Here is a 13938-nt window from a genome sequence, read left to right as displayed (position 1 = left end):
TTGTCCTTACCGAGCGGGAAGGGCGGAAACGTGGTCCCAGGACGCGAGCCGGGCGTGGATCTCCTCCCGTACCGGAAGGGTGAGCGCCTCGGCGTGGGCGCGGGCGAGCAGCTCCTCGATCGAGACCCGCTCGCCCGTCTCGGCCGCCCGCACCGCCGCCTCCACCATGGCCAGGCTGCCGATGTTGCGGGCGATCGCCCCCGAGGGCACCGTGCCGTCCCGCACCGCCGCGACGAACTCCACCAGCGCCCCCGCGATCTGCTCATGCTCGCCGGGCGGCACGAGCAGATCAGCGCCGGCCCCGTCGAGGCTGGAGCCGACCCGCTGCTCGCCGTCCCAGGTGGCGCTGCCGCCGGGACCGACGGCCCGCCACTCGCCGTTCCACGAGGTCTCCAGCCCGTCGGCGCACCAGCTTCCGTTGTAGACGTAGCGGACGCCGCCCTCGAACTGGAAGGTCGCGGTGGCGGAGGCGTCGCCGCGGTACCAGCTCCATGGCGGGTTCCAGCTCTCGCACGTCACCGACACGGGATCGGCGCCGAGCAGGTAGCGGGCCGCGTCGAAGGCGTGGATGGCCATGTCGACCAGCAGCGGCTGGTCCATCTCGTCGCGGAACCCGCCGAAGCGCGGCCCGCGGAAGAACGACGTGGTGAGCAGGCCGGGCGGGCCGAGCCGGCCGATCAGCTGTCGGTACTCGGCCAGCGCCGCGTAGTAGCGCCGCGACTGGCTGATCATCAGCAGCCGCCCCGACGCCTCGGACGCGGCGGCCTGCACCAGGGCCTCGGCCAGCGTCGGCGCGGCCGGTTTCTCGCACAGCACCGGAACCCCGGCGAACAGCGCCTCGACGCTGACCGCGGTGTGCGCGGCGGGGACGGTGACGTTGACGACCGCGTCGGGCTCGACCGCCGCGAGCAGCTCGCCGAGCGAGCCCGCGACCGGGGCCGCGCAGCCCGTCTCGCGCAGGGCCGCCCGCGCCCGCTCGACGTCGAGGTCGGCCACCCCGGCCAGCTCGACGTCGCCGGAGGCCGCCAGCGTACGCAGCCAGGCCAGCCCCATGGCCCCCGCGCCGACCTGGACGACGCGCAGCGGCCGGGTCATCCGGCGTCCTTGTTGTGCATGGCCCCCCGGTAGCCCTGGCCGTTGAAGAAGTCGTCCCTGTCGTAGCGCAGCAGCGTCGGCAGCGCCCGCCGGTCGGGGTCGCCGGCCGCCCACTCGACGCCGTTCGCGATGACCTGCAGCACGTCGGGATGGTGGTAGACGGGGTAGTCCTGGTCGCCGGGGCTGAAGTAGAAGATCTTGCCGTTGCCGCGCAGGAAGGTGCAGCCGCTGCGGAACACCTCGCCGCCGCTGAACGAGCTGATGAAGATGAGCTCGTCCGGGGTGGGGATGTCGAACTGCTCGCCGTACATCTCCTGGGCCGGGATCTCGATCGGATGCGGCACGCCGCGCGCGATGGGGTGCGCCGGGTTCACCGTCCAGACCAGCTCGCGGTCGTTGTCGCTGCGCCAGCGCAGCGTGCAGGTGGTGCCCATCAGCTTGGTGAAGATCTTCGACCAGTGGCCGGAGTGCAGCACCACCAGGCCCATGCCGGACAGCACGTGCCGGTGCACCCGCTCGACCACCTCGTCGGCCACCTCGCCGTGCGCCGCGTGCCCCCACCAGGTGAGCACGTCGGTGCGGGCCAGCACCTCCTCGGTCAGTCCGTGCTCGGGGTCGTCGAGGGTGGCGGTGGCGACCTTCGCCCGCTCGCCCAGCCGGGCCTCGACGCCCCGCCTGATCGCGTTGTGCATGCCGTCGGGGTAGATCTCGGCCACGTGGGGTTCGGCCTGCTCGTGCCGGTTCTCGCCCCACACCAGGACATTGAGGGTTCGAGTGGTCAAGGGGACATCCTTTCCATAGGTCACTTGACGGCGCCGCTGACGGCGCCGGCCGCGATGTAGCGCTGAGCGAAGATCAGCAGCAGCCCCGCCGGGACGGACGCCAGCACGGCCGTGGCCATGACGGCGGCCCAGTCCTGCGAGTTCGCGCTGATGTAGTCGTAGATGCCGAGCGTGATGGGCCTGACCTCGGGCGTGCTGGTCAGGGTGAGGGCGAACAGGAAGTCGCTCCACGCCGACAGGAAGGTGAACAGGGCCGCCGTGACGATCGCGTTCCTGCTGATCGGTACGACGATCGCGAGGAACGCCCGCAGGTTGCCCGCCCCGTCCACCATCGCCGCCTCCACGAGCGCCGGCGGGATCGACCCCATGAACGCCCTGATGAGCAGCACCGCGAAGGGGATGCCCGCCGCCGAGTTGGCCAGGATGAGGCCGAAGACGCTGTTGATCAGGAACAGCGAGTTGAACAGCGGATAGAGCGCGTTGGCGATGACCATCGCCGGGATCATCTGGGTGATCAGCAGCACGAGCAGGAACACCGTGCCCGCCTTGGTGCGGAAGCGGTACACCCCGTACGCGGCGGGCGTCGCGATCGCCAGCGTCAGCACCACGGTCCCGAGCGCGATGACCAGGCTGGTGACGAAGTTGCGGCCCTGCTCGGTCACGGCGGTGGCGTAACCGGACAGATCTGGGTGGACGGGGAAGAAGTCGGCAGCGGCGGCGCCCGAGGCGGCCTGGAGGCTGGTGTTGACCATCCAGTAGACCGGGAAGATCATCACGGCCAGGAAGACGACGCCGAGCACCGTCATGGGCAGTTTCCGCGCGGTTGAGTTCCGTGCGGTCGAGTTCCGTGCGGTCGAGTTTCGTGCGGTCAAGGTGTGGTTCACGTGCGGCGCCTCACTCGTGCGGCTCGCGGCGCGAGATGAACAGGTAGACGAGGGCGAAGACCAGCGAGACCACGATGAGGACGTTGCTGATGGCGGCGCCCTGGCCGAAGTCGAACTCGACGAACGACTTGTTGTAGGCGTTCGTGGCCAGCGTCTGGGTGGAGTTGGCGGGGCCGCCGCCGGTCAGGCCGAGGATGATGTCCACGACCTTGAGCGTGTAGACCACGCCGAGCACGATGACGACGCTCACCACCGACCGGATGCTGGGCCAGGTGATGTGCCGGAACGCGGTCCAGCCGGTGGCGCCGTCGAGCGCGCCCGCCTCGTACAGGTCCTTCGGCACCGCCTGCAGGCCGCTGTAGAGGATGGCGACGTTGAACGGGATGCCCAGCCAGATGTTCACCCCGATCACGCCGGCCAGCGCGAGCGTCGGATCGACCAGCCACGGCACGGCCGGGATCCCGAACAGGCCGAGGAACTGGTTGAGCGCGCCGCTCTCCTGGTCGAGCAGCCACTTCCAGACCGCGCTCGAGGCGATGAGCGGCAGCAGCCACGGCAGCAGTAGCAACGCGCGCAGGAAGCCGCTCAGCGGGAAGTTGCGCTTGAAGAACAGCGCCAGCGCCAGCCCGATCACGAACTGGAAGGTGATCGAGCCGATCGTGAACAGCGCGGTGTTCACCAGCGTGGTCGTGAACAGGTAGCTGGACAGGATCGTCACGTAGTTGGTGAGCCCGACCCAGGGTGCGTGCCCGCTGTAGAAGGTCGAGGTCGTGTACTCCTGGAAGCTCATGACGACGTTCTGGACGATCGGATACCCGAAGAACATGGCCACGAAGGTCATCGCGGGCAGCGTGAACAACCACGGCGTGGCCCGCTTGAGCAGGCGCGCCCACAGCAGGTCGCGCCGGCCGCGCGCGGCGGTGGCGGAAAGGCTGAGATCGGCTGAGGTCACCACGCGGCTCCTTGTCACTCGCCCTGCGCCTGGCGCAGGGCCTCGGCGGGCGCGGCCTTGCCGGTCAGCGCGATCTGCACGGCGTTGTAGATCTTGGTGGCCGCCTTCGGCCAGTCGGGGCCGAGGGCCGCGGTACGCGAGCGCGCGGTCCGTACGGTGGTGACGAACGTCGCGATCGCCGGGTCCTCGGCCGCGGCGCGATCGGCGACCCCGGGGTTCGTCGGGACGGTCTGCGTGACCTTCGCGGTCTCACGCTGCAGCTCCGGCGAGACCAGACATTTCACGAACCGCCCCGCCTTGGCCATTCTCGCCTTGTCGCCGGTGCGCGGCACCGTGAACAGTTCGCCGCCGAGCGGGGCGACCGTGGGTTGCGTGGCCAGCCGGGTCGGGATGGTGAACGTGCCCCAGTCGACCTCGTGCTGCTTCCTGAGCGCGGGGATCTGCCAGGGCCCGTTGACCACCATCGCGGCCTTGCCGGCCATGAACTGGTCGATGACGTCGTCCTGGCTCCAGATGATCGAGCTCTTCGACATCGAGCCGTCGTTCTGCAGATCGACGAGGAACCGCAGCGCCTGAGCGGTCGGGGGAGTGGTGATGTCCTGCTCGGTGCCGCCGTTGCCCCACATGAACGGCAGGAACTGCCAGGAGCCCTCGTAGGTGTTGACGTTGCTCATCGCGAAGCCGTACCGGCCGGGGGCGGTCAGCCTTTTCGCGGCGGCGCGGAGTTCGTCCCAGGTTCTGGGGACTTTCGTGATGCCGGCCGCCCGGAACATCGCTTTGTTGTAGAAGACGCTGAGCGTGTTGACCGAGGGGGCCAGGCCGTAAACTTTCCCGGCGTACGTGCCGGCCTTCACCACGGCCGGCGTCATTCCCTCGCCGTGCAGGCCGTAGTCGGACAGCGGGGTGAGCGCGCCCGACTCGGCGATCTGCTGCACGTCGGGATTGTCGAGCATGAGCACGTCGGGCAGGGTGCGCGAGGAGCTCTGCTGGAGCACCTTCGGGATCAGTCCCGGGCCCGCGACGTGGTCGATCCTGATGTCGAGGCCGGTCTGACGCGCGCACGAGCGGTAGAGCGGGTCGTGCAGTTCGTCGTAGTAGTCCTGGATGACGAGGGGGCCGGTGGCGTGCGCGCCGGCGGTGGTCCCGCCGCACGCCGACAGGGTGAGAGGGATGAGAACCGCCGCGACAGTCACTTTGGGCGCCTTCCCGTGACGCTTTTGTGCTGTCTCCATGTGAGCTACTCCTAGGGGTCGCCACGGAGTCGATGAGGGGTCGTTTACAGGGAGAAAGGGGCTGCGGGAAGTGATGCCGCCACTCGCGGGGCGGCCAGGGCAGTGATCGAAATAAAGCGCTTAACCGCGCTGGCTTGACCGATATGTTGCGCCTGTCCGACGGCGATGTCAACAACAAGTTAAGCGTTTTACGAAACGCGGGCGGGCGATATAGTCGCAGATGCTTCGCGCGGCCCTGACGAGTCGGGAGGCGGCATCCATGGTCACGATGCGCGACGTCGCCGAGCGGGCGAACGTCTCCATCGCCACGGTCTCGTTCGTCATCAACGGCACCAAACGGGTCGCGCCCGAGACCCGCGCCCGCATCGAGGCGGCCATCCAGGAGCTCAACTACCGGCGCAACGTCGTCGCCCGCGCCCTGGCCAGCTCGCGCACCCGCATACTCGCGCTGCTCCACCCCGACCTCGAGTCCAAGCCCAACGCCACGGTGATCCAGTTCGTCATGGGCGCGGCCCACGGCGCCCGTGAGCGCGGCTACGACCTCGTGCTGTGGCCGGTCAACGACGACGAGCAGATGTCCCACCTGCTGGCCGGCGGGCTCGTGGACGGCGTGCTGCTGATGGAGGTGCAGATCCGCGACGCTCGGGTGGCGCGGCTGCTGGCCTCACGGGTGCCCTTCGCGCTGATCGGCCGCACCGAGGACGACGACCTCCCGTACGTCGACATCGACTTCGCCACCACCATCCACCAGGCCGTCGAGCACCTGCGCGGCCACGGCCACGAGCGCGTCGCGCTGGTCGCCCAGCAGGCCGACGCCACCACAGAGCCCGGCCGCATCATGCGGGTCGAGTCGGCCTACCTCGACGCGATCGCGCCGCTCGGCCACCCGCCCGCCGTCATCAGGGTCGAGAGCACCTCCGCCGGAGGCCGGGCCGCCGCGCGCCGGCTGCACGACGACTTCCCCGAGGTCACCGCCGTCGTGCTGGTCAACGAGGGCGCCGCGGCGGGCCTCGCCAAGGGCACGCGGGCGCTCGGCCGTCAGGTGCCGGGCGACCTGTCGATCATCTCGGCGGCGACCACGCGCGAGCTGGGCGAGATGATCGAGCCGTCGCTGACGGTCATGGCGGCGCCGGCCGCCGAGCTCGGCCGGATGGCCGCCGACGCGCTGGTCGACCGGCTCGAAGGGGCCGAGGAGGCGCCGCCGCAGGTGCTCATCCCGTGCGCTCTGGTGCCGGGGGAGTCGGTGGGGCCGCCGCCGCCCCGCTGACGTCGAGGCCGGCCCGCGGGCCGACGAGCCTGGCCAGCGCCTCCTGGGCGGTCGCGCGTACGGCGGCGGGGTCGTCGAGGTCGAAGCCCACGACGAGCCCGTCCCTGAGCATCAGCAGCAGGTCGGCCGTCTGCTCGGGGTCGGGGTGCCCGGCCTCGGCCAGCAGGTCGCGGTAGAGGTCGCGGTTCCAGCGGCGGTGCTCGACGATGGCCTGCCGCACCGGGTGGGCCGGGTCGGGATATTCGGCCGCGGTGTTGACGAACGGGCAGCCGCGATAGCCGGGCCCGCTGCCGAACTCGCAGAGGTGGACGAAGAACGTGCGCAGCCGCTCGTAAGGGGCGTCGTCGCGGCCGAGCTCGGCCGCCGCCGTGCGCTGCAGGCCGCTCTGGTCGGTGATGTAGGCCCTGACCAGGTCGTCCTTGCTGGGGAAGTGGTGGTAGAAGGTCGCCTTGGCCACGCCCGCCTCGGCGATGATCCGGTCGATGCCGACCGTGTGGATGCCCTCGGCGTAGAACAGCCGCTTCGCCGTCTCCAGCACGCGCTCGCGGGCGGGGCTCGGCCGGCGTCCCTGCAACGTTCCTGCACTCACACGTTGACGATACCAGACAGACCTGTCTACTATCGGCCAAGACCGAACAGACAGGTCTGTCTAGTTTGAAGGGGCACGACATGAGCATCTACACCGCCATCGCCACCGCGGCCGGCCGCGACGGGCGCGCCGTCAGCTCCGACGGGCGGCTCGACGTCAATCTGGCCCTGCAGAAGGAGCTGGGCGGAGACGGCGAGGGCACCAACCCCGAGCAGCTCTTCGCCGCCGGTTACGCCGCCTGCTTCGCCTCCGCCATGCGCTTGGTGGCCGCGCAGCAGGAGCTCGACGTCGCCGACGCGGCGGTCACGGCCGAGGTCGGCCTGTCGCCCAACGGCAAGGGCGGCTTCCAGCTCTCGGTGACCCTGCGCGCCGAGCTGCCCGACCACATCGGCCCTGAGGCGGGCCAGGCGCTCCTTGAGGCGACCCACCAGGTGTGCCCGTACTCCAACGCCACGCGGGGCAACATCCCGGTCGAGCTCGTCATCGAGTAGGGCGTTGCACCTTAAGCGCCTTTGTCAGGGAATCTCCCGAAGATCGCGGTCAAGGTCCCCCCTGTGATGGTGTGGCCTTCGGGGGAGACGCGTGGGCAGACTGTGGGGCCGGTCGTTGCGGACGCGGCTGGCGTTGTTCGCCAGTGTCACGATGTTGCTGCTGAGCATCATCGTGAACGCTTTCGTGCTGCTCGGCATCAGGAACGAGGTCGCCGAGATCCGCGCTCACGAGCTGTCCACCAGGGCCGTACGCGTGCTGATCCTGATCAAACGGGGGCGGCTGCCCCAGGTGCTCTACCAGGACGGCACCGACGGCATGCAGGTCCTCGACCAGAACGGCCGGCCGATCGCCTGGACGCCCAACCTGGCCGGCCAGCCGCGCCTCACCACCGTCGTGCCGCACCGCTCCCTGGCCAACGACGCCGGGACCGTGTGCGGCATCCCGGCCTTCGAGGGCGAGTGCAAGATCACGGTGACCGTGATCGCGTACCAGCCGGAGGGGGAGTGGCTGGTCTACGCCTTCGGCCCCGCCGTGCCCTGGTACGTCAGCCCGGCGACGCTGATCTTCCAGATCGGCGTGTCGGCCGCGCTGGTCGCGCTGACCTGGTTCGGCGTGTCCCGCATCGTGGCCAGGACGCTGGCGCCCGTCGGCAGCATCACCAGGAAGCTCGCCGAGATCAGCGCGGGCGGCGGCGGCCTGCGGGTGCCCGTTCCGGTGAACGACGACGAGATCAGGGCGCTGGCCGAGACCAGCAACCAGACCCTGGAGCGCCTGGAGTCCGCGCTCTCCGGGCTCCAGGACGCGATGGAGCGGCAGCGCAGGTTCGCCACCGACGCCTCCCACGACCTGCGCAGCCCGATCACCGCGATGCGGGCCCAGATGGAGGACGCCATGCTCCATCCCGAGGAGGCCGACTGGGAGGAGACCGGCACAAAGGTGCTGGCCAGCCTCGACCGGCTGCAGGCCATCGTGGGCGACCTGCTCACGCTCACCAAGCTCGACGCCGGAGCGCCCGACCAGCGCGAGCCGGTCGACCTCGCCGACCTGGTCGCCGCCGAGACCGCGCGGCCGCGCTCCAAGGAGTTCGTCACGACCCTGGAGACCGGCGTCGTCGTCATGGGCGACCGGCTGCAGCTGGCCCGCCTGCTGACCAACCTGCTCGACAACGCCGAGCGGCACGCCGAGCGGCGGGTCATCGTCACCGTGCGGCGGCAGGGCGACGACGCGGTGATGGAGGTCGTGGACGACGGGGCCGGCATCCCTCCCGAGCACCGCGAGTTCGTCTTCCAGCGCTTCGCCCGCCTCGACGCCGCCCGCAACCGCGACGCCGGCGGCACCGGACTCGGGCTGCCCATCGCCAGGGAGATCGCGACCGCCCACCTCGGCACGCTGTCCATCGAGGACTCCGACACCGGCGCCCGTTTCGTGCTGCGCCTGCCGATCCTGGAGGAGGACTGAGCCCGCCGTGACGGGTGCGCAACCAGCGACATGACTGACTTGAGGAGGATCGGGGCACATGCAATTCCGGACCAGGTTTGTGCCACCGGAGGGAGAGCCACATGGATCAGCCGGGTACCGGTAGCCGGAACGTCCACGAGGGCGCGGATGCGGCGACCGGCCGCGTACGCTGCACGCCTCCTCCAGCAGCCGAGCTGTTCGAGATCGTGGTCCTGGACACCACCGGCGGCGATCCGCACTGGCACACCATCGGCTGGGGCGTGAACCGGGGGGACGCCGACACCATCGCGCAGTCGTACGTCACCCGCCCGGTGTGCCCGTACGAGGAGGCTCGGATCCGGCAGAACGGGCACCTGGTGGGGGTGCACCGCCGGCAGCCCTGACCCCCGCGCGGTCAGAGCCTGACGTGACCGGCGGCCAGGACGGCCGCCAGCGCCTGCTCCACGTCGTCGTGGAAGGTCGCCGCGCGATCGGCGCCCGTGATCTCCAGCAGCCTGGCCGGCATCGGCTGCACCCCGGCCAGGTGCAGGCCGGCGCCGTGGACGCGGGCCAGCGCGCCGGCGGCGAGCAGCACCGCGAGGCCGGAGCTGTCGATGAAGGTCAGCTCGCGCATGTCCACGATCACGTGGTCGTCGAACCGGCGGCGCTGCCCGCCGATGAACTCCTCCAGCTCGGCGGAGGTGCTGATGTCGACCTGGCCGGCCACGGTGAACAGCGTGGCCCCTGGATAGTGGCGACAGGTGAGTTTCACGGGCTCTCCTGGCGTTGGTCGGCCGGTGGCTGGTCGTAAGGGGTATCGCGAGGACGCCAACCGATGCCGCAACCTTATGCCCGCCGATCAGACACCCGAAAGAGCATTCGTCAAAGAATCTTCAGGAAGGATCCTGGGCGGACCGGTCGTCCATCACGCCGTACGCCGTCGCGCGGAAGAGGAACGACGCCCACGACCGGTAGGGCCGCCAGGCGTCGGCCAGCCGCCGGTACGCGGACGGCGGCGCGTCCTCCGCCAGCCCGTACGCCTCCCGCAGGATCGCGAACAACCGCGGCTCGTCACCGGGGAACGCGTCCGGCGCCCCCGCGCCCCTGATGAGGATCAGCCCCGCCGAGAACGGCCCCACGCCGGGCAGCGACCGCAGCTCCGCCAGCGCCTCCTCCGGGGCCAGCGAGCGCAGGTGCTCGGTGGTCAGCAGGCCGTCGAGCGCCGCCCTGGCCAGGCCGCGCAGCCACTCCTCCTTCTGCGCCGGCAGGCCGAGCCCGCCCGCGTCCAGGAGCGAGACCGGCGGCGGGAACGCGGGGAACGGCTCGCCGTCCACCACCACCTCCGCGCCGTACCGCTGCGCGATGCGCTGCTTGATCGCCGACGCAACGACCATCGACGAGCGCTGCACGATCACCGCCCAGCAGGCCGCCTCCCACGGGCTCCAGAAGCACACGGGACGCAGGCCAGGACGCAGCCGCAGCAGGTCGCCGAGCACCGGGTCGGCGTCGCCGAGCTTGGCGAAGCCGGTGCCGTCGACGTCGAGCGAGAAGATCCGCGCCACCTCGCCGCGGATCGCCGGGCCCGCCGGGCGTGTGGTGCTGACCGACACGCCGCCGGGGACGCCCGTCACGCTCACGCCGATGGGCCGCCAGTCGGCCTCCGCGCAGTACGCGAAGCGCAGCGTCCGCCCGTCGGAGGGCAGCCTGCTGGTGGCCGGCCAGTCCTCCACGAAGCGCAGGGAGTCGGCGAACTCGAACGGGCCCTCGGCGGTCAGCGTGAATCCGTGCGTGGTCATGCCGCTGATGTTAGGCGGCGTCCGGCGCCTGGCGTACGGTGAAATCCTGACGCTGACGTCAGCAGCACCTGAGGGGGAGATCGGATGCGGATCGGCGAGCTCGCCGCCCAGGCCGGGGTGAGCGTGCGCGCGCTGCGCTACTACGAGGAGCAGGGCCTGCTCTTCTCCGAGCGCACGCCCAGCGGGCAGCGCGTCTATCCGGACAGCGCGGTGGAGCGGGTCAGGCTCATCCGGCAGCTCTACGCGGCCGGGCTGGCCAGTAAGGCCATCGAGCCGATCATGCCGTGCGTGATGTCGGGCGAGGTCGTGCCCGAGCTGATCGAGCGGCTGCGGGCCGAGCGGGAGCGCATGGACGGCAAGATCAACGAGCTGGTCGAAGCCAGGACCAAGCTCGACTCGATCCTCGCCGTCGCCGACGCCGTCGCCCACGAGGGCGGGAACTGCCCCCGATGACCCAGGAGGGCGCGGACGCTCCCGGCGGGGGCGTTCCCGGCGAGGGCTTTCCCGGCGGCCCCGGCCGCGCGCCCGAGACCGCGTTCGTGCTCGGGGGCGGGGGTGTGCTGGGCGCCCACGAGGTGGGGATGCTGCGGGCGCTCGACGAGGCGGGCATCCGTCCCGGACTGGTGGTGGGCACGTCCGTCGGCGCGCTCAACGGCGCGGTCATCGCCGCCGACCCGGCTCAGGCGGTCGCCAGGCTGACCGGTCTGTGGCATTCCGACATCGTCCGTACGGCCTTCGCCGGCTCCTGGGCGGCCCGGCTGTCCACGCTCGCGAAGACGCGCACCCACCTGCACCCCAACGAGCCGCTGCGCGGCGTGCTGCGCGAGACCGTGCCGGCCGCCCGCATCGAGGAGCTGTCCGTGCCGTTCCAGTGCGTGGCCGCCTCGGTCGAGCGCGCCGCGGCCCACTGGTTCAGCTCGGGGCCGCTGGTGGACGCGGTGCTGGCCTCGTGCGCCGTACCGGGGCTGCTGCCGCCGGTGGTGATCGGCGGCGAGCACTTCTACGACGGCGGGCTCGTGCACAGCATCCCCATCGGCAGGGCCGTGCAGCTCGGCGCCAAGCGCGTCTACGTCCTGCACGTCGGCAGGATCGAGCGCCCGCTCAGCCCGCCGCGCAGGTTCTGGGAGGTGGGCATGGTGGCGTTCGAGATCGCCCGCAGGCACCGCTTCGCCGAGGACCTCGCCACGCTGCCGCCCGGCGTGGAGGTGCACGTGATGCCCTCGGGGGTGACCACGCCCGCCTCGCCGCTGCGCTACCGCGACGGCTCCCAGGTGGCGGCCTGCATCGACCGCGCCTACCAGGCGTCTTCCCGCTACCTGCGCGAAAGAGGAGGATGAGAGTACGCCCTTGAGGAGGCCGCCGTGCTTCCACCTCGCATCCTGCGCAGGGTCGTCTTGGCGCCCCTGGTCATCGTGGTCACCGTGTTCATGCTGGTGACGCTGCCGTTCTGGCTGGTCGTCACGGCCGCCGCCTCGCTGCGCCTGCCGCCGCCGCAGCGCAGGGGCGCGCGGTTCGTCTGGTTCGCGGTGGCGTGGCTGACGCTGGAGTCCGCGGTGCTCATCGCCTGCCTGTGGCTGTGGGTGGCGGGCGGCGCGAAGCGGCAGGAGCGGCACTACGCGCTGATCGGCTGGTTCCTCACCCGCGTGTACGGCGCCGCCGAGCGCATCTTCCTGCTCACCACCGACATCGAGGAGCCAGAGCCGACCCCCGAGGAGCAGGAGGCCAGGCTCTCCCGGCCGGTCATCGTCCTGTCCAGGCACGCGGGCCCCGGCGACTCCTTCCTGCTGATCCACCACCTGCTGGCCCGCTACCACCGGCGGCCCCGCATCGTCATGAAGGCCGCGCTCCAGTACGACCCGTCGCTCGACGTCGTCGTCAACCGGCTGCCGAACGCGTTCGTGCCCCGCAGCACCGACCAGAGCGGCGTCACCGCGGAGATCCGCCGCCTCGCCGCCACGATGGGCGACAGGGACGCGCTGGTGATCTTCCCCGAGGGCGGGAACTTCACCCCCCGCCGCCGCCGCCTCGCCATCCGGCGGCTTGAGGAGAAGGGCCTGACCGGCGAGGCGGGCCGGGCCCGCGACATGGACCACCTGCTCCCGCCCCGCCCGAACGGCGCCATCGCCGCCATCGAGTCCTGCCCGCCCGCCGACGTCATCTTCGTCGCGCACACCGGGCTCGACCAGCTCGTCACCGTGGGGGACGTCTGGCGCAAGCTTCCCGTCAGCGCGCACATCACCGCGAAGTGGTGGCGTGTACCGGCCGCCGAGATCCCCAGGACCCGCGAGGAGCGCGTCCGCTGGCTGTACGACCACTGGGCGCTCATCGACGCCTGGATCACCGAGCAGCGCGGAAGCCGTCCAGAAGCCGGGACACAGTCCGATGGCGCAGGTCGTCCGGCCAGCCGCCCGCCAGCGCGCCGTGGGTGGCGGCGGTGAGCACGGCCATGACCTCGTCCAGCCGGACGTCGGGGCGTACGGTCCCGGCTTCGCGCGCCGCCTCCAGCAGCGTGCCGAACGCCTCGCCGAGCGCCAAGATCTGCTCGCCCGGCTCGATGGGCGCGCCTTCCTCGGCGAGCAGGCTCACCACGGCGCCGATCCTGGCCGAGCCGCCGACGAGGAACGCGAAGTAGTCGAAGAACGCCGACCCAGGATCCCCATCGGCGATGAGGGACTCCGCCCTGGCGATGAGCCGCCGCCGCAGGTCCTTCATGATGGCGGCGAGGAGGGCGTGCTTGGTGGGGAAGTGGCGGAAGATCGTCCCGATGGCGACGCCCGCTCGTGCGGCGACCTCCTCCGTGGACGCCGATGTGCCCCGCTCGGCGAACACCTCCTCGGCGGCGGCGAGGATGCGGGCGCGGTTGCGCCGGGCGTCGGCGCGCATGGGCTTGGTGGTCGTCATTCGTCCGCTCGTTGACAAAGATGAGTCCGCGACTCATATTGAATGAACCTGAGTCCTTCACTCACCTTAACCTTCCTGCGAAGGGAATCCCATGCCGGAGCGCACCCCGCGAGACCTCTTCGCCCGCTTCCAGCACAACGTCCTGTCCGGAGCCGCGGCCCTCGACGCGGAGATGCTGGCCGACGACGTGGTCGTGGAGCAGCCGTTCGCGCGCCACAGGACCGAGGGGCGGGAGCGGGTCGCGGCCATGGCGGAGGAGGGCCGCGCGTCCCTCCCCGTCGCCTTCGAGGAATTCCGCGACGTGACCGTCCACGAGACCGCCGACCCGGAGGTGATCGTCACCGAGTACCGGCTGGTGGGCACCCTGCGGGGGAGCGACGTGCGCGCCCAGGCCGCGTTCGTGGTGGTGCTGCGCGCGAGGGACGGGCGGATCGTGCATTGGCGCGAGTACCAGGACCGCGCCGCCATCGCCGAAGCCCTCGCTTGACCCACCACACCGCCGCCCTTGGGG

Annotated in this window: 17 protein-coding genes; 8 read left to right on the top strand and 9 right to left on the bottom strand. The window is 71.1% G+C overall.

Going from position 1 to position 13938, the window contains the following annotated elements:
- Positions 1–6: 6 nt before the first annotated feature.
- The 5 genes from ACFFR3_RS00295 to ACFFR3_RS00275 form a co-directional block, all read right to left on the bottom strand.
- Positions 7–1095 (bottom strand): Gfo/Idh/MocA family protein, encoded by a 1089-nt coding sequence (locus tag ACFFR3_RS00295; RefSeq protein WP_379482403.1) that lies wholly within the window; start codon positions 1093–1095, stop codon positions 7–9.
- Positions 1092–1877, bottom strand: coding sequence for a ThuA domain-containing protein (locus tag ACFFR3_RS00290; RefSeq protein WP_379482402.1), 786 nt, complete (start codon positions 1875–1877; stop codon positions 1092–1094). Before ACFFR3_RS00290 ends, ACFFR3_RS00295 begins: the two co-directional genes overlap by 4 nt.
- A gap of 20 nt (positions 1878–1897) precedes the next feature.
- Positions 1898–2683, bottom strand: a complete 786-nt coding sequence (locus ACFFR3_RS00285; protein ID WP_345388236.1) for a carbohydrate ABC transporter permease — start codon at positions 2681–2683, stop codon at positions 1898–1900.
- 88 nt (positions 2684–2771) lie between these two features.
- Positions 2772–3713 (bottom strand): carbohydrate ABC transporter permease, encoded by a 942-nt coding sequence (locus ACFFR3_RS00280; RefSeq protein ID WP_345388234.1) that lies wholly within the window; start codon positions 3711–3713, stop codon positions 2772–2774.
- 14 nt (positions 3714–3727) lie between these two features.
- On the bottom strand, positions 3728–4906 hold the full coding sequence (locus ACFFR3_RS00275) for a sugar ABC transporter substrate-binding protein (protein WP_379482401.1): 1179 nt from the start codon (positions 4904–4906) through the stop codon (positions 3728–3730).
- A 298-nt stretch (positions 4907–5204) separates the two neighbouring features.
- Between ACFFR3_RS00275 and ACFFR3_RS00270 the strand changes: the two genes are divergently transcribed.
- The gene (locus tag ACFFR3_RS00270; protein ID WP_345388232.1) at positions 5205–6212 is read left to right on the top strand and encodes a LacI family DNA-binding transcriptional regulator; all 1008 of its coding nucleotides are present in this window, start codon (positions 5205–5207) and stop codon (positions 6210–6212) included.
- Here ACFFR3_RS00270 and ACFFR3_RS00265 read toward each other — a convergent pair.
- Positions 6157–6801, bottom strand: coding sequence for a TetR/AcrR family transcriptional regulator (locus tag ACFFR3_RS00265; RefSeq protein ID WP_345388230.1), 645 nt, complete (start codon positions 6799–6801; stop codon positions 6157–6159). The genes ACFFR3_RS00270 and ACFFR3_RS00265 overlap by 56 nt on opposite strands.
- Positions 6802–6881: 80 nt before the next feature.
- On the opposite strand from ACFFR3_RS00265, the gene ACFFR3_RS00260 reads away from it, so the two are divergent.
- The 3 genes from ACFFR3_RS00260 to ACFFR3_RS00250 all read left to right on the top strand — a co-directional run bounded on the left by ACFFR3_RS00260 (position 6882) and on the right by ACFFR3_RS00250 (position 9134).
- Entirely contained in the window at positions 6882–7292 is a 411-nt protein-coding gene (locus ACFFR3_RS00260; protein WP_345388228.1) for an organic hydroperoxide resistance protein, read from the top strand.
- A gap of 91 nt (positions 7293–7383) precedes the next feature.
- Positions 7384–8751 (top strand): sensor histidine kinase, encoded by a 1368-nt coding sequence (locus tag ACFFR3_RS00255; RefSeq protein ID WP_345388227.1) that lies wholly within the window; start codon positions 7384–7386, stop codon positions 8749–8751.
- A gap of 101 nt (positions 8752–8852) precedes the next feature.
- The gene (locus tag ACFFR3_RS00250; protein ID WP_379482400.1) at positions 8853–9134 is read left to right on the top strand and encodes a hypothetical protein; all 282 of its coding nucleotides are present in this window, start codon (positions 8853–8855) and stop codon (positions 9132–9134) included.
- 11 nt (positions 9135–9145) lie between these two features.
- Here ACFFR3_RS00250 and ACFFR3_RS00245 read toward each other — a convergent pair whose 3' ends face one another.
- On the bottom strand, positions 9146–9502 hold the full coding sequence (locus ACFFR3_RS00245; protein ID WP_345388225.1) for an STAS domain-containing protein: 357 nt from the start codon (positions 9500–9502) through the stop codon (positions 9146–9148).
- A 121-nt stretch (positions 9503–9623) separates the two neighbouring features.
- The gene (locus tag ACFFR3_RS00240) at positions 9624–10526 is read right to left on the bottom strand and encodes a DNA-3-methyladenine glycosylase family protein (RefSeq protein ID WP_379482399.1); all 903 of its coding nucleotides are present in this window, start codon (positions 10524–10526) and stop codon (positions 9624–9626) included.
- Between the two features lie 84 nt (positions 10527–10610).
- Between ACFFR3_RS00240 and ACFFR3_RS00235 the strand changes: the two genes are divergently transcribed.
- Genes ACFFR3_RS00235 through ACFFR3_RS00225 form a run of 3 tightly spaced genes read left to right on the top strand, consistent with a single transcriptional unit; the run spans position 10611 to position 12964 of the window.
- Positions 10611–10979 (top strand): MerR family transcriptional regulator, encoded by a 369-nt coding sequence (locus tag ACFFR3_RS00235; RefSeq protein WP_345388220.1) that lies wholly within the window; start codon positions 10611–10613, stop codon positions 10977–10979.
- A complete protein-coding gene (locus tag ACFFR3_RS00230; RefSeq protein ID WP_379482398.1) occupies positions 10976–11863 on the top strand; it encodes a patatin-like phospholipase family protein in 888 nt (295 codons plus the stop codon). Before ACFFR3_RS00235 ends, ACFFR3_RS00230 begins: the two co-directional genes overlap by 4 nt.
- Before the next feature lie 24 nt (positions 11864–11887).
- Positions 11888–12964: a 1-acyl-sn-glycerol-3-phosphate acyltransferase gene (locus tag ACFFR3_RS00225; protein ID WP_379482397.1), complete on the top strand. Its 1077-nt coding sequence runs from the start codon at positions 11888–11890 to the stop codon at positions 12962–12964.
- Here ACFFR3_RS00225 and ACFFR3_RS00220 read toward each other — a convergent pair.
- On the bottom strand, positions 12864–13427 hold the full coding sequence (locus ACFFR3_RS00220; RefSeq protein WP_345388216.1) for a TetR/AcrR family transcriptional regulator: 564 nt from the start codon (positions 13425–13427) through the stop codon (positions 12864–12866). The genes ACFFR3_RS00225 and ACFFR3_RS00220 overlap by 101 nt on opposite strands.
- 91 nt (positions 13428–13518) lie before the next feature.
- Between ACFFR3_RS00220 and ACFFR3_RS00215 the strand changes: the two genes are divergently transcribed.
- Entirely contained in the window at positions 13519–13914 is a 396-nt protein-coding gene (locus ACFFR3_RS00215; protein WP_345409337.1) for a nuclear transport factor 2 family protein, read from the top strand.
- Positions 13915–13938 lie beyond the last annotated feature (24 nt).

It is taken from the genome of Nonomuraea salmonea, from assembly GCF_042428605.1.
Classification (GTDB): domain Bacteria; phylum Actinomycetota; class Actinomycetes; order Streptosporangiales; family Streptosporangiaceae; genus Nonomuraea; species Nonomuraea salmonea.
Note: the sequence above shows the minus strand (reverse complement) of the source record. Positions and strands in the feature narration are given on the sequence as shown.

Coding starts and splice junctions, on each gene's coding strand:
- ACFFR3_RS00270 (WP_345388232.1), top strand. CDS start 5,205: ATGGTCACGATGCGCGACGTCGCCGAGCGGGCGAACGTCTCCATCGCC.
- ACFFR3_RS00250 (WP_379482400.1), top strand. CDS start 8,853: ATGGATCAGCCGGGTACCGGTAGCCGGAACGTCCACGAGGGCGCGGAT.
- ACFFR3_RS00230 (WP_379482398.1), top strand. CDS start 10,976: ATGACCCAGGAGGGCGCGGACGCTCCCGGCGGGGGCGTTCCCGGCGAG.
- ACFFR3_RS00295 (WP_379482403.1), bottom strand. CDS start 1,095: ATGACCCGGCCGCTGCGCGTCGTCCAGGTCGGCGCGGGGGCCATGGGG.
- ACFFR3_RS00235 (WP_345388220.1), top strand. CDS start 10,611: ATGCGGATCGGCGAGCTCGCCGCCCAGGCCGGGGTGAGCGTGCGCGCG.
- ACFFR3_RS00260 (WP_345388228.1), top strand. CDS start 6,882: ATGAGCATCTACACCGCCATCGCCACCGCGGCCGGCCGCGACGGGCGC.
- ACFFR3_RS00240 (WP_379482399.1), bottom strand. CDS start 10,526: ATGACCACGCACGGATTCACGCTGACCGCCGAGGGCCCGTTCGAGTTC.
- ACFFR3_RS00285 (WP_345388236.1), bottom strand. CDS start 2,683: ATGACGGTGCTCGGCGTCGTCTTCCTGGCCGTGATGATCTTCCCGGTC.
- ACFFR3_RS00215 (WP_345409337.1), top strand. CDS start 13,519: ATGCCGGAGCGCACCCCGCGAGACCTCTTCGCCCGCTTCCAGCACAAC.
- ACFFR3_RS00220 (WP_345388216.1), bottom strand. CDS start 13,427: ATGACGACCACCAAGCCCATGCGCGCCGACGCCCGGCGCAACCGCGCC.